This is a genomic window from Pseudomonas sp. WS 5503, from assembly GCF_012985385.1.
GTDB classification, from domain to species: domain Bacteria; phylum Pseudomonadota; class Gammaproteobacteria; order Pseudomonadales; family Pseudomonadaceae; genus Aquipseudomonas; species Aquipseudomonas paracarnis.
This window is the reverse complement of record NZ_JAAQWI010000004.1, coordinates 57413-71848: the sequence shown is the minus strand read 5'-3', so window position 1 is coordinate 71848 and position 14436 is coordinate 57413. Positions and strand designations below refer to the sequence as shown.

The following is a 14436-nucleotide window of genomic DNA, read 5'->3' as shown; positions in this document are numbered from 1 at the left end:
GAACAACATGAGCGCAAAAGTGTGGCTGGTAGGCGCAGGACCGGGTGACCCGGAGTTGCTGACCCTGAAAGCGGTCCGGGCTCTGCAGGCAGCGGACGTCGTGCTGATTGATGATCTGGTCAACCCGACAGTACTGGAACACTGCACCAGAGCTCGGGTAATTACCGTCGGCAAGCGCGGGGGATGTCGTTCTACCCCGCAGGATTTTATTCACCGCCTGATGTTGCGTTATGCACGCCAGGGCAAGTGCGTGGTACGCCTTAAAGGCGGTGACCCGTGTATTTTTGGCCGCGGTGGCGAGGAGGCAACCTGGCTGCGCGAGCGTGGAATCGAGGTGGAATTGGTCAATGGCATCACCTCAGGGCTGGCCGGGGCGACCCAGTGTGACATCCCTTTGACCTTGCGCGGGGTGAGCCGTGGAGTGACCTTGGTCACCGCGCATACCCAGGATGACAGTAGCTTGAACTGGCGTGCGCTGGCGGAGGGTGGAACCACGCTGGTGGTGTATATGGGCGTGGCGAAGCTGGAAGAAATCCGCGAACAGCTGCTCAACGGCGGCATGGCTGCGGATATGCCGGTGGCAATGATCGAAAACGCTTCATTGCCCCAGCAACGCGAATGCCGCAGCTCCCTGGCGGCCATGCATGAAGCTGCAAAAGCCTTTGCACTGAAGAGCCCGGCCATCCTGGTGATTGGCCAGGTTGCCGGCGCCGCACAGATGGCTAGCATCACCGCTGCGGCAAGCGCCTGAGGCAAATCGCAGGCGAAAAAAAGCCCGGCCTGAGCCGGGCTTTTCTTTACTCAGTAATTACTGAGCTTGAGCTTCAACCGACGCTTCTACGCGACGGTTAACAGCGCGACCAGCTTCAGTTGCGTTGTCAGCAACTGGGCGGGATTCGCCGTAACCAACAGCAGTTACACGGCTAGGAGCAACGCCGTCTTTAACCAGGACTTGCTTAACAGCGTCAGCACGACGCTGGGACAGCTTCTGGTTGTAAGCGTCTGGACCGACGGAGTCAGTGTGACCAGCAACTTCTACGTTGGTAGCTGGGTACTGAGCCATGAAGTCGGCCAGGTTTTTAACGTCGCCGTAGCTGTTAGGCTTAACAACGGCCTTGTCGAAGTCGAACTTAACGTCCAGCTCAACACGAACAACCTGAGCAACCGGAGCTTCTGGCTCTGGAACTGGCTCTGGAGCTGGTGCTGGGGTAGGAGCTGGAGCAGCTGCGCCAGCGTTACCGCCGAAGTTCACGCCCAGGCCAACCAGTGCGGAGTAGTCCCACTTGCCGTTGTCCAGACCGTAGTCAGCTTCAACACCAGCACGAGCGTACAGGTTGTTGGTGAAGTAGTACTTCACGCCGGTACCGATGGTAGCGAAAGTGGTCTGGTCGCGACCGCTGTGGCCGTCAGCCTGAACGTTGGTACGGCTCTGGTGGCCGAAACCGCCTTCAACGTATGGACGCAGGCTATCAACGCCAGCCTGACCGAAGTGGTACTGAGCAACGAGGCTGCCAGTGTCACCTTTGATCTTCTGGTTGCCAGTGCCGTCGTTCGAACGGGTGTGGTTGGTCTTGTCGTACGACAGATTCAACGACAGATCGTCGGTCAGGAAGTAACCAATGCGAGCGCCTGGGTTGAAGCCGTCTTCGATGTGCTTAACGCTATCGTTGTACTGCTTCTTGTAGAACAGCTCGCCTTCAACTGCGCCTTGGCCTTGTGCCAGAACGCCGAAAGAAGTAGCGGCAATAAGAGAACCAATGGCCAAGCCCAAGGTGTTTTTCAGTTTCATCCGTTAAATCCCCATCTGGTGATTGTAAAGCAGTCCCACAAACCGGGGGACAACTCGGCGACAAGTCTAACAGAACTTGCCTACACGTAAGAGATATTTGCTACGCACTAAGTTTCAGTCTCGCCCGCAAATTTCTCACGTAATTTATCAAGAGCACGCTTGTACCGCATTTTTGTAGCACTCAAACCCATATGCATGATGTCAGCGATTTCCTGAAATTCCAGCTCTGCGACAAATCGAAGCACCAGAATTTCGCGGTCAATCGGGTTCACATGCACCAACCAGCGATCAAGTCCGCCCTTTTCCTCGGGTGCCGGCGCCTTCTCTTCAGACGCCTCCTCAAGGGGGTCCAGACTCAAAGCGTCCATCAAGCGACGCTTTCGCCGTTCCTTCCGATACTGCGTGATGCACTCGTTGTACGTGATGCTGTACAGCCAGGTCTTGAACTTCGATTTGCCCTCGAAGTTCTTCAGGCCGTATAGCACCTTGAGCATCACTTCCTGACAGACATCATCCGCGTCTCTATCGTTCCCCAAATACCTTGAACAAACGTTGAACAGAGTGCGTTGATACCTGCGCATCAATTCTTCGTACGCGCGTGTTACGTGAAACAGCTCCGTGTGCGAGCGCGCGACCAACTCCTCATCAGAGAGCTCACGGGGGTCATAGCGCGTGGACAGCGTTTGGGCTTTATTCAAAACAAGTCGTGCCGACAGTCAGGTCAATGTCCGCTGCAACCCGGTAACCCGGGTTTGCGGCGGCGTACATTAGCAGGATTTGCCGGATTAGCGGCTACTGACCTGCTGCTCCAGGAGAATCCGGTTCGACAGCGACACCAGTTCCCCGTCATCGGTCAGCACGGTCGTCTTGACTGTGCCGATCTCCTCGATTTGCCCTTCGACCTCGCCCACACGCACCTGTTGCCCAACTTGATACAGCTCACGCACATAGATTCCCGCAAGAATCTGACCGGCAATTTCCCGGCTTCCCAACCCCATGGCCAGCGCAACTGCCAGACCAACGGTAATCAAAACAATCACAATAACGTGGTTGAGCAGGTCAGTCTTGACCTCCAACTGGCTGATCGCGACGGAAATACTGATGATGATCACCAGCCCCTGTGCGATTCGCCCCAGGCCTGCCGCGTAGTCCAACCCCACGCCTTCGGCGGCCCCGCGCACCAGCCCGTTGGCCAGTTGCGCGAGTAAAACCCCCACCAGCAGCACCAGCGCGCCGCCGAAAACTTTCGGCAAATACAGTGCCAGCATGTCGAGCGTAGCTGAAACTCGCTCAAGTCCAAGGGACTGCGCTGCAGAAACCAGAAAAATAAGTAGAACAAACCAATAGACGATCTTGCCGATCAGGGTCGAAATCGGTACTTGCAACCCCGCGCGGCCGAGCAATTTGGTCAGGCCAGTGCCCGCCATCAGGCGATCGAGCCCCAGTTTGGCGAGCAGTTTGGACAGCAGGGTATCGAGCAGCTTGGCCACGACAAAACCCAGCAATACCAGGACCAGGGCACCAAACAGGTTGGGAATGAAATTCGCCACCTTGGTCCACAATGCGGTCATCGCGGTGACCAGGCTCTGGGTCCAGAGATCAAGTTCCATATTCAATCAGCCTTATCAGCAGTGCTAGCAAGAGGTTTACGACGGGAAACCGGTGATACATGGGCCGAACCATTGTTCAGGGCCATCATCAACGCTGGTAACCAACGCCCGAGCAGACCGAACAGGTCACCCGCCCCTACCTGACGGTTGGCGGTTTTCAGTACGCGGCCCAGGCAGGCATCGTCATCACGGTTGGATGGCGAAGCATTGAGCATGTCACGCAAAGACTGTTCGAACGGATCGTGCATAGAGACCTCTCGCAAGTGATTTAAAAGACGAGGGTAAAATTCATCGGGTCACATCGGCCCTTTCTTACGTTCAGGTCATATTCAGGTCAAACCCAGCGCAATCGCCGAAACAGCCACCATTGCCCCAGTGCCACAGACACCATCAACAGGCACGCAATCATGAATCCATAAGGGCTGGCAGAGAACGGAATGCCGCCCACATTGATACCGAGCAAACCGGTAAGAAAACTCATCGGCAAGAAGATCCCGGTGATGATCCCGAAGCGGTACATGGTGCGGTTCATGCGCAGGCTCAAGCGCCGGTCTTCAGCCTCCAGCACAAGCCCCACGCGCTCTCTGGCCAATTCCAGCTCTTCCAGGTAACGGGTCAGGCTGTTGTGCAGTTCGTTCCAATAGTCGGCATCGTCGTCGCAGAACCACGCCAATTTGATTCGTGTCAGCTGGGCGAAAATATCCCGCTGTGGGGCCAAGAAGCGCTTGAGTCCGGCGGCTCTTCGACGGATCTGCAGAACGCTGCCGTGCTCCGGGGTATACCGTTCGTCGGCATCGAGTTTTTCTTCCTCGGAATCGACGATTTCAGACAAGCCAGCGACCAGATCCTGCACTTTGTTGGTCAGGTACTGAGCCATATAAAGGATGAGTTCAGACGCCGTCTTGGGGCCTTTGCCGTCTGCCAGTTGCACCAGCAACTCATCGGTAGCGCGCAAGGGGCGCAAACGCAGGGAAATCACTCGGTTGGCGGCGGCGAAGATGCGCACCGACACCATATCTTCCGGCTCCGCGCCTGGGTTGAGATTGATCCCGCGCAGAAACAACAGCAATTCGGCGTCCGGCAGCGGCAACAGGCGTGGACGGGTGTTTTCCTCCAGCAGCAAGTCACAGGCAAACTCGCTCAGGCCGCTGGATTTACGCAGCCAGGTCTGGGTTTGAGGATGGCTGCGACCCCAGTGCAGCCACAGGCTTTCCTGGGGCTGCAACTGCAAATCGTCGAGCTCAGTCCGGGCAATCGAACGCGCACCGCCTTTACCGTCCAGCACCAGGGCATGCACCAGCCCCCATTGCGCGTTTTCTTCTTCGAACATCCTCACCCCGATCGGTTGCGGCAGTTTATTCAGGCATTTTCAGCGGGCTGGGTGACACGATCACCCCGTTGTTATCGGCATAAATGTACTGACCGGGGCGGAACGTCACGCCTGCGAATGTCACCGGCACGTTCAGGTCGCCAAGGCCGCGCTTGTCGGTTTTTTTCGGATGAGAGGCCAGGGCCTGCACACCCAGGTCGGTCTGGGCGATGACGTCTACGTCACGGATGCACCCGTAGATCACCAGCCCTTCCCAACCATTTTTCGCGGCTTTCTCGGCAATCATGTCACCCAGCAACGCGCAGCGCAGCGAACCACCACCGTCGACCACCAGCACTTTACCAGCGCCCGGCAGGTCAGCCTGCGCCTTGACCAGCGAGTTATCCTCGAAGCATTTGAGGGTGACTATCTCGCCACCAAAGCAGTCTCGGCCACCGAAGTTGCTGAACATCGGCTCCACTACCTGCACCAGCTCCGGGTAGGCGTCACACAGGTCGGGGGTCACGTAATGGTTCATCGAGAAACTCCTGTCATCAAAGAAGAGGTCGAACATCCACGGTGTACATCAAGAAAACGCCCCGCGACAGGCATTCTTTAAGCGCCTGCGAGTGGGCGGCGGCCATGATCAAACCACGATCAGCGCAACGCAATACACGTTACGCGACTGAATATGACCAGAAGCGCGTGGCGCGTCATATCTTAGCCGCAACCATTCAAGAGTGAAACGCCCTTGGTAGAGCGTTTCGTCAAACCGCTGCGGACACCTCGGGTTGCGTACCCAACAAGGGTGTCAGCGGGTCGTTCAACCAACGCTCGACCAAAGGCCACACTTGGGCCTGGGCCGCTTTGCTGACCAGCATCTGCACATGGCCGAAATCCTCGCTGAAACCTTGCTGACGTCCCAGGCACAGGTACTGGCGATGCTCGCTGCCCACTTGCTCGAAGAGCTTGCGGCAGGCCCAGTCCGGGTCTTGCCGGTCGCCCGCTGCGCTCACCGCCAACAGCGGCACATCGACCTGCGCCAAGCCTTTCCACCAATCATGCTCGGCATCGCCAAACCGGCCGAACAGGCCGTTCCAACGCATCGCTTCGATCATCACGCCAGCCGGTTCGTCCTCCGGCCCACGCTTGAAGCGTGGGCCGGACAGATGGGCAAGGCGCTTGAGAATAAAGCGACCACTCCACTCCACCGGTGGAATTTTCAACGGCCAGTGGGTGCGACTGACCTGGCAGCCGAACAACGCCACCGAGGCCACCCCTGATGCATCCAAGTGCCGCCCACCCAAGGCCGCAGCCAGGGTAGTGGCACCGAGGGAATGCCCGATCCAGTGCGGAATCTGCCCGCTTTGCTCACACACAAACGCCCCCACGGCCGGCAAATCGTAGCGCGCGTAATCGGCGACACGGTTTCTGGCGTAGTCGTGATTGCGTTTGGACAAACCATGGCCGCGCATTTCCGGGATCCACACATCAAATCCGCGACGCGCCAGGTAAGCCCCCAGGCCGATACCTTTGGGCGAATACCAGAAACGCCGATTGGAAAAACTGCCATGCAACAAAATAATCGGCGTGCCCCGGTTTTCCGGGACATCGGCCAGGCCCAAACGGGTAACCGCCAGCTCGACGGTGCCGTCCGGGCTGTTACCGGGTTTGAGCCGGTAGACGTCTTCACTCAGGTCGCCGCGACGTTCAGCACTGATCAGGGCGACAGGAAACAGATGGCTGCTGCTTTGCATAATGCTCTTGCACAAAAAAGGGCGGCGTCCGCAAGGATTCCCGCCCTGTACAGATAAGAATGCCGGTCACCCGCAACGAGTGACCGGCACTTTTGACCTTACGCCCTTAGGCGGACGCTTGGCCTTCAGCCAGGAAGAACCAGGTTTCCAGCACGGAATCGGGGTTCAGCGAGACGCTCTCGATCCCCTGCTCCATCAGCCATTTGGCCAGGTCAGGGTGGTCCGAAGGGCCTTGGCCGCAGATACCGATGTACTTGCCAGCCTTGTTACAAGCCTGGATGGCGTTGGCCAGCAGCTTCTTGACCGCTGGGTTACGCTCGTCGAACAGGTGGGCGATGATCCCCGAATCGCGGTCCAGGCCCAAGGTCAACTGGGTCAGGTCGTTGGAGCCGATGGAGAAACCGTCGAAGAACTCCAGGAACTCTTCAGCCAGGATGGCATTCGACGGCAATTCGCACATCATGATCACGCGCAGGCCGTTCTCGCCGCGGGTCAGACCGTTTTCTGCCAGCAGGTCCACGACCTGGCTCGCTTCGCCCAGGGTGCGCACGAACGGCACCATGATCTCGACGTTGGTCAGGCCCATCTCGTTGCGCACACGCTTGAGCGCACGGCATTCGAGCTCGAAGCAGTCACGGAAGGCTTCGCTGATGTAACGCGAGGCGCCGCGGAAACCCAGCATCGGGTTTTCTTCTTCCGGTTCGTAGAGCTTGCCGCCGATCAGGTTCGCGTATTCATTGGACTTGAAGTCCGACAGGCGCACGATGACCTTTTTCGGGTAGAACGCCGCAGCCAGGGTGCTGATGCCTTCGACCAGTTTCTCGACGTAGAAACCTACCGGGTCGTTGTAGCCAGCAATGCGCTTGTCGACGCTTTCCTTGATGTCCAGCGGCAGCCCGTCATAGTTCAGCAGTGCCTTGGGGTGCACGCCGATCATGCGGTTGATGATGAATTCCAGGCGGGCCAGGCCCACGCCGGCGTTCGGCAACTGCGCAAAATCAAAGGCGCGGTCCGGGTTGCCGACGTTCATCATGATCTTGAACGGCAGGTCGGGCATGGCGTCGATGGAGTTTTGCTTGATATCGAAGCCCAGCTCACCTTCGAAGATAAAGCCGGTATCGCCTTCGGCGCAGGAAACGGTCACGCCCTGGCCATCCTTGAGCAGTTGGGTGGCGTTGCCGCAACCCACGACTGCCGGAATCCCCAGCTCACGGGCAATGATCGCCGCGTGGCAGGTACGCCCGCCACGGTTGGTGACAATGGCACTGGCGCGCTTCATCACCGGTTCCCAATCCGGGTCGGTCATGTCGGAAACCAGTACGTCACCCGGCTGGACCTTGTCCATCTCGGACACGTCCTTGATGATCCGCACCTTGCCTGCGCCAATGCGTTGGCCAATGGCACGGCCTTCTACCAGCACGGTGCCGGTTTCTTTGAGCAGGTAGCGCTCCATGACGTTGGCCGAAGTGCGGCTCTTCACGGTTTCCGGGCGAGCCTGCACGATGTACAGCTTGCCGTCGTCACCGTCCTTGGCCCACTCGATGTCCATCGGGCACTTGTAGTGCTTTTCGATGATCATCGCCTGCTTGGCCAACTCGCTGACTTCAGCGTCGGTCAGGCAGAAACGTGCGCGCTCGGCCTTGTCGACTTCAACGGTTTTGACCGAGCGACCGGCCTTGGCCTCGTCGCCGTAGATCATCTTGATGGCCTTGCTGCCCAGGTTACGGCGCAGGATGGCCGGGCGGCCCGCTTCGAGGGTGCCCTTGTGTACGTAGAATTCGTCGGGGTTGACCGCGCCTTGTACGACGGTTTCGCCCAGGCCGTAGGCGCCGGTGATAAACACCACGTCACGGAAACCGGATTCGGTATCCAGGGTGAACATCACGCCGGCAGTGCCGGTTTCCGAACGCACCATGCGCTGCACGCCGGCAGACAGGGCCACCAGCTTGTGGTCGAAACCCTGGTGTACGCGGTAGGAAATCGCACGGTCGTTAAAGAGGGAGGCAAACACTTCCTTGGCCGCGCGGATCACGTTTTCGACGCCGCGAATGTTGAGGAAGGTTTCCTGCTGGCCGGCAAAGGAGGCGTCCGGCAAGTCTTCGGCGGTGGCCGAGGAACGCACGGCGACGGCCATGTCCGGGTTACCGGCCGACAGGGTAGCGAAGGCGGTGCGAATTTCTTCGTTGAGCTTCTCGGGGAACTCGGCTTCCATGATCCACTGGCGGATCTGGGCGCCGGTCTTGGCCAGAGCGTTGACGTCATCGACGTCCAGGGCGTCCAGCGCGGCGTGGATCTGGGCGTTGAGGCCGCTCAGCTCGAGGAAGTCGCGGTAAGCCTGGGCCGTGGTGGCGAAACCACCGGGCACCGAGACACCAGCGCCTGCAAGATTACTGATCATCTCGCCGAGGGATGCGTTCTTGCCCCCCACATGCTCTACATCATGGACGCCGAGCTTATCGAGGGAAACTACGTACTCTACCAAGGTGATCTCTCCACTTTCTGTGTTGGAAAAGCTCAGGACGCGGGTTGCTCAGTAGGAGCTAACGCCAGCGCTTGTGGCCTGGACCTGGAAAATAAGTGAGAATGCGGCCCACTGCGGGACGGCAAAATCGCGCCTATCATATCCAAGATTCGCCATCAGCTTAAGGCCCAGGGCTCAAATGAAACGATCTGCTTTCTTTATTTCCGACGGCACCGGCATCACAGCCGAAACATTGGGCCAGAGCCTGCTCGCGCAGTTCGAAAACATTACCTTCGCCAAATTCACCCGGCCTTATATAGACAGCGTGGATAAAGCGCGGGCCATGGTACAACAAATCAATCTGGCGGCTGAAAAAGACGGTTTTCGCCCGATCATTTTCGACACCATCGTCAATCAAGACATTCGTGAGATTCTCGCAACGTCGAATGGTTTCATGATCGACATTTTCTCTACCTTCCTGGCGCCGCTGGAACAGGAGTTGAGTGAACATTCGTCCTATTCCGTCGGAAAGTCCCATTCCATCGGGCATAACTCCAACTATATGGAGCGTATCGAGGCGGTGAACTTCGCCCTCGACAACGACGACGGTGCCCGCACCCACTACTACGACAAGGCCGACCTGATCCTGGTGGGCGTGTCGCGTTGCGGCAAGACCCCTACCTGCCTGTACATGGCCATGCAATTCGGTATTCGTGCGGCCAACTACCCGCTGACCGAAGACGACATGGAGCACCTGACCCTGCCCACCGCCTTGCGCGCGCATTCACACAAGCTGTTCGGCCTGACCATCGACCCGGACCGGCTGACCGCCATCCGCAACGAACGCAAGCCCAACAGCCGCTACTCCAGCTATGCCCAGTGCGAATTTGAAGTGCGTGAAGTAGAAAATCTGTTTCGCCGGGAGAATATTGCGCACATCAATTCCACGCATTTTTCGGTGGAAGAGATTTCGGCGAAGATTCTGGTGGAGAAGGGTGTGGAGCGGCGCTTCAAGTGATCTGATCGTTCCCACGCTCTGCGTGGGAACGCCGCCTGGGACGCTCCGCGTCCCGCAATAGCGACGCGGAGCGTCGCAAGATGGATTCCCACGCAGAGCGTGGGAACGAGCAATAACGCGGTCTCACAGATGAAACCGTCCGCCCCCCTGCCCCAACGCCGTCGCCAGCGCATCAAACCCCTCGCGCAATAACTGATCATCACCCGACGTGTTGCAGATACTCGCCCGAATAAACTGCGGCACCGCCGTCTGCCCCACGGCAAACGCCTCGGCGGTGGCGATCAGGTAATTGTTCTGCTTGAGCTCCGCCTCGATTTCCGAGGCGCGCCAGGGCTCCGGTACTTCGATCCAGAAGTGCGGGCTATTGGGGTGGGTGCGATACGCCAGGCCGGTCAATAAATCTTCGACCAGCGTCTTGCGACGGCTGATCTCGTTGATCTGCTGACGCAACAAATATTCCGCCGTGCCGTTTTCAATCCACTGGGTCGCCAGTTCCAGGGTCACAGGTGTGGCCATCCAGCAGGTCGAACGTAGCGCCGCCGAGATGCGGCTGACCAGCGCCGGCGGCGCATGCACGTAGCCCACCCGCAAACCGGCCGATACCGCCTTGCTCAGGCTGCTGATCAAGATCGTACGCTCAGGCGCGAAATAGCTGAGGGGCGGCGGACGGTCCTCCACCAGCACACCGTGGGCTTCGTCCTCCAGAATCAGCAGGTTATGTTCGCGACACACCCTGGCCAAGGCTTCGCGGCGCGCCACCGACAACACAGCGGTGGTCGGATTCTGGATAGTCGGCGTGCAGTACAACGCCGAAATACGGTGATTGCGACAGACCTCATCCAGCGCCGTGGGCAGTACGCCTTCCTCATCCATCTCCAGGCCGATCAGCCGCACCCCCAACATGCGTGCGGCGGTAATCAGCCCGGGATAAGTCAACTGCTCGGTGACCACCGTATCGCCAGCACGCAGCAACGCCATCATGGCGCACAGCAAGCCGTGCTGGCCGCCGTTGACGCAGATGACCTGCTCGGGAATCGGATGAAACTCGCGCTGTACCAGCCATTGCGCGCCCGCTTCACGGTAACGCGGCAGGCCGGCGTCGGGGGTGTAGGCGCTGATGTCCTGGAGGAACTTGGCGTTGGTCGACAGGGTTTGAAAGCTCTGGGCGAGAAACACCGTCTCTTGCCCGGGAATGTGCATATTGCGGCTCATGTCGAAGTACTGGCGCGGCTCCTCGCTGAAATTACGAAAGCCCTCATCACGCTGGCGCTCCATCCCACGCTTGCGCACGAAGGTGCCGTCACCTACCCGTGCAACCACTAGGCCCAGGCGTTCCAGTTCACCGTAGGCCCGGCTGATGGTGCCGATGGTCACGCCTAAATTGTCGGAAAGCACCCGATGGGGCGGCAGTTTTCGTCCCGGTTCAATCAAGCCTTCGAGGATGCCCCGTTCCATCACATCAGACAGGCGCTTGTACTTCACGCCCTGCCCGTTGGACAGGCCCTCACGCATAATTGACACCATGTCAATATTTGTTTTGACAGCCATCTTTCGCCCTAATAGTGTGCTTTTACGGGTTCAATCGCCGATAAACATAACTCATTACAAGTTCAATATAGAGTTCAATTTCGGCCCAGGGAAGCAATAAACGATGCCAATGTCCGCCGTTCTCGAAAACACTGCAAAAACAAAAACGCAAAAACAGTGGCTCGCCGGGCTGGTGACCAGCGTGATGTTCCTTATCGTGTGCCTGAGTTGGGGCACTACGTGGCTGGGCATCAAGATCGCCGTCGAGAGCGTGCCGCCGCTGACATCTGCCGGCCTGCGCTTTCTCATCGCGTTTCCGCTGTTCCTGTGTTTTGCCATGGTGCGCCGTGAGCCGATCCTGTTTCCCCGGGAAAGCCGCTGGTTCTTCGTATTCGTGACCCTGTCCTACTTCAGCGTTCCCTACTATTTGCTCAATTACGGCGAAATGCATGTGTCGTCGGGCCTCACGGCCCTGCTGTTCAGCTGCATGCCAGTGTTCATCCTGATCTTCTCCGCGCTGTTCCTGCGCGAGCGCATCTATTTCTCCCAGGTGGTCGGCATCGGCATTGGTTTCGGCAGCCTTTACATGATCATCAAGAGCCAGGGCCTGCACCTGGACCACGCCGAGTTCTTCGGGGTACTGGCCATTCTGAGCGCCGCGATCATGCACGCCTTGTGCTATGTCATTACCAAACAAAAAGGCAGCGCCATCAGCGTCATCACCTACAACACCCTGCCCATCGGCATTGCCGGGCTGATGCTGTTCCTGGCCGGCCTGTGGTTTGAAACACCGACGTTCGACGACATCACCCTGCGCTCCTGGAGCGCGCTGTTCTACCTGGGGCTAGTGGCCTCGGTGGGTGGGTTCATTGTGTATTTCATGCTGCTCAAGCGCCTGAGCCCGATCATCCTGTCGTTCGTCTTCATCATCTTCCCGGTGTTCGCGGTCATCATCGGAGCCTGGTACGAAGGCGTGGAAATTTCCCGCGACCTGATGCTGTACTCGGCGATCCTGCTGGCCGGCTTTGCGATTACCAAGTTGCCGATCGAAAAACTCATGGCCAAGAAAAAGTGACCCTCAACCAACGCGAGAGAAACATGGACGTCCTCCGCCCCACCGCCCTGGAACAGATCTACGCCCACGCCAGCCGCAGCTACCCCGAGGAGTGCTGTGGTTTCGTCTTCGCCGACGGCAGCGTGTACCTGGGCAGCAATATCCAGAATGAGCTGCACCGCAAGAACCCCGAGATGTACCCACGCAGCGCGGCCAATGGCTACACCTTTTCGGTGGCCGACACCTTGCTGATGAACAAGGCGTTTCGCAGTGACAACCCGGTGGTGGTGATCTACCACTCACACCCGGATGTCGGCGCCTATTTCAGTGACGAAGACCAGGACAAGGCACTGTTTCTGGGCGAGCCGATCTTCCCCGTCAGCTATTTGGTGGTGGATGTCCGCCAGGGCCAGGCCCTGGGCTCCAAGCTGTTTGCCTGGGATGGCAAGCATTTCTCCCTTCAACCTTTCAACGACCTGCACACGGAGTTGTCCATGAACGCTGTCTCTTTCCCCGACATTCTGGTTCGCGTGGCCAAGCTGCCGGAATCGACCCTTGAGGGGGCCGGATCGACATTGCGCGAAGTCATTGAAAATCTCTGCACCCATCACCCCCAATTGCGTCAGCACCTGTTCCATGAAAAGAACAACCAGCTCAAGGAACACTTCCTGTTTACCGCCGAGGAGGCGCTGATCGAAGCCGATGAAGCCCTGCCGCCGAAATCCCGGATCGAAGTGTTGCTCGCCACCTCAGGTGGCATGGACATCGATACGCTGAGCAACGAAGAAGTGCAGCGCTACGTGCGCCACATCACCCTGCCGGGCGTGGGCCGCGAAGGCCAATTGAACCTGAAGAAAGCCAAGGTGCTGGTCATCGGTACCGGCGGGCTGGGCTCGCCCATCAGCCTGTACCTGGCCGCGGCCGGCATCGGCACCCTGGGGCTGGTGGACTTTGATGTGGTGGAAAGCAGCAACCTGCAACGCCAGATTGTGCATGGCAACAGCACCCTGGGCATGCCCAAGGTCGAGTCCGCCAAGCAGCGCCTGCTGGACCTCAATCCGCATATCCAGATCAACGCGTACAACACCGCGCTCAACAGCGACAACGCCCTGGAACTGGTGGGCGCCTATGACCTGGTGATCGACGGAACCGACAATTTCGACACCCGCTACCTGGTCAACGACGCCTGTGTGCAGTTGGGCAAACCTTTGGTGTACGGCGCTATCTACCGTTTCGACGGGCAGATCAGCGTGCTCAACTATAAAGGTGGGCCGTGCTATCGCTGCCTGTTCCCCAAGGCCCCACCCGCAGAGTTGGCACCCAATTGCAGCGCGGGCGGTGTGATCGGCGTGTTGCCGGGCGTGGTCGGTATGATCCAGGCAACCGAGGCAATCAAATTGCTGATCGGCATTGGCGAACCCCTGTCCGGCCGTTTGATGCGCTTTGACGCACTGGCGATGAAGTTCAGCGAGATCCGCTTCAAGCGCCGCGCTGATTGCCCCTGCTGCTCGGACCTGCGCCATAGCGAAACCGTCGCGCCGGCCACCTGCGCCGATGCCGTACCGAGCCTGCCCTCCCTGGCCGCGGAACGCTATATCAAGCCCCAGGTGCTCAAGCAAGTGCTTGAACACCCCAGCAGCGCCGATGTATTGCTCGACGTGCGTGACGCCAGCGAACTGGAAGTGTGCAAATTACCGGGCGTGGTGCATATCCCGTTGGCAGAGCTGGACGGGCAACTCGCCAGCCTGAGCCGCGACAACACCCACTACCTGATCTGCTACGCAGGCGCCCGTGCCGAGCAAGCCGCCAGCACCCTGTTGGCGGCTGGCTTTGCCAACACCAAAGTCCTCCAGGGTGGCATGAAACATTGGGTTCGCGACGTCGAACCTGACATGCCGTTGTACTGAAAGT

General features: G+C 58.6%; 13 protein-coding genes. 4 read left to right on the top strand and 9 right to left on the bottom strand.

What is annotated here, in order from left to right:
* The first annotated feature begins 7 nt into the window (after window positions 1–7).
* Window positions 8–751, top strand: coding sequence for a uroporphyrinogen-III C-methyltransferase (gene cobA / locus HBO10_RS12220; RefSeq protein ID WP_034128362.1), 744 nt, complete (start codon window positions 8–10; stop codon window positions 749–751).
* A gap of 57 nt (window positions 752–808) precedes the next feature.
* Here cobA and HBO10_RS12215 read toward each other — a convergent pair whose 3' ends face one another.
* From HBO10_RS12215 to ppsA, 8 genes are all read right to left on the bottom strand, one after another.
* A complete protein-coding gene (locus HBO10_RS12215; protein ID WP_034128361.1) occupies window positions 809–1789 on the bottom strand; it encodes an OmpA family protein in 981 nt (326 codons plus the stop codon).
* A gap of 107 nt (window positions 1790–1896) precedes the next feature.
* A complete protein-coding gene (gene sigX, locus HBO10_RS12210; RefSeq protein ID WP_003193286.1) occupies window positions 1897–2487 on the bottom strand; it encodes an RNA polymerase sigma factor SigX in 591 nt (196 codons plus the stop codon).
* An 87-nt stretch (window positions 2488–2574) separates the two neighbouring features.
* Complete coding sequence (locus HBO10_RS12205) at window positions 2575–3399, bottom strand: mechanosensitive ion channel domain-containing protein (protein WP_003193288.1); 825 nt, start codon at window positions 3397–3399, stop codon at window positions 2575–2577.
* A 2-nt stretch (window positions 3400–3401) separates the two neighbouring features.
* A complete protein-coding gene (locus HBO10_RS12200; RefSeq protein WP_014719486.1) occupies window positions 3402–3647 on the bottom strand; it encodes a hypothetical protein in 246 nt (81 codons plus the stop codon).
* An 86-nt stretch (window positions 3648–3733) separates the two neighbouring features.
* Window positions 3734–4729: a zinc transporter ZntB gene (locus tag HBO10_RS12195; RefSeq protein ID WP_034128360.1), complete on the bottom strand. Its 996-nt coding sequence runs from the start codon at window positions 4727–4729 to the stop codon at window positions 3734–3736.
* Between the two features lie 25 nt (window positions 4730–4754).
* Window positions 4755–5246: a ribonuclease E activity regulator RraA gene (gene rraA, locus HBO10_RS12190; RefSeq protein WP_034128359.1), complete on the bottom strand. Its 492-nt coding sequence runs from the start codon at window positions 5244–5246 to the stop codon at window positions 4755–4757.
* A 229-nt stretch (window positions 5247–5475) separates the two neighbouring features.
* Window positions 5476–6465 (bottom strand): alpha/beta fold hydrolase, encoded by a 990-nt coding sequence (locus tag HBO10_RS12185; RefSeq protein WP_034128358.1) that lies wholly within the window; start codon window positions 6463–6465, stop codon window positions 5476–5478.
* A 106-nt stretch (window positions 6466–6571) separates the two neighbouring features.
* Window positions 6572–8947 (bottom strand): phosphoenolpyruvate synthase, encoded by a 2376-nt coding sequence (gene ppsA, locus HBO10_RS12180; RefSeq protein WP_003193296.1) that lies wholly within the window; start codon window positions 8945–8947, stop codon window positions 6572–6574.
* 178 nt (window positions 8948–9125) lie between these two features.
* Between ppsA and HBO10_RS12175 the strand changes: the two genes are divergently transcribed.
* Window positions 9126–9944: a pyruvate, water dikinase regulatory protein gene (locus HBO10_RS12175; protein WP_034128357.1), complete on the top strand. Its 819-nt coding sequence runs from the start codon at window positions 9126–9128 to the stop codon at window positions 9942–9944.
* A gap of 123 nt (window positions 9945–10067) precedes the next feature.
* On the opposite strand, the gene HBO10_RS12170 is transcribed toward HBO10_RS12175, so the two are convergent.
* The gene (locus HBO10_RS12170) at window positions 10068–11492 is read right to left on the bottom strand and encodes a PLP-dependent aminotransferase family protein (RefSeq protein ID WP_034128356.1); all 1425 of its coding nucleotides are present in this window, start codon (window positions 11490–11492) and stop codon (window positions 10068–10070) included.
* Window positions 11493–11601: 109 nt separating this feature from the next.
* On the opposite strand from HBO10_RS12170, the gene HBO10_RS12165 reads away from it, so the two are divergent.
* Complete coding sequence (locus tag HBO10_RS12165; RefSeq protein WP_034128416.1) at window positions 11602–12546, top strand: EamA family transporter; 945 nt, start codon at window positions 11602–11604, stop codon at window positions 12544–12546.
* Window positions 12547–12569: 23 nt separating this feature from the next.
* Window positions 12570–14432, top strand: coding sequence for a molybdopterin-synthase adenylyltransferase MoeB (moeB, locus tag HBO10_RS12160; RefSeq protein ID WP_054897195.1), 1863 nt, complete (start codon window positions 12570–12572; stop codon window positions 14430–14432).
* Window positions 14433–14436: the final 4 nt, after the last annotated feature.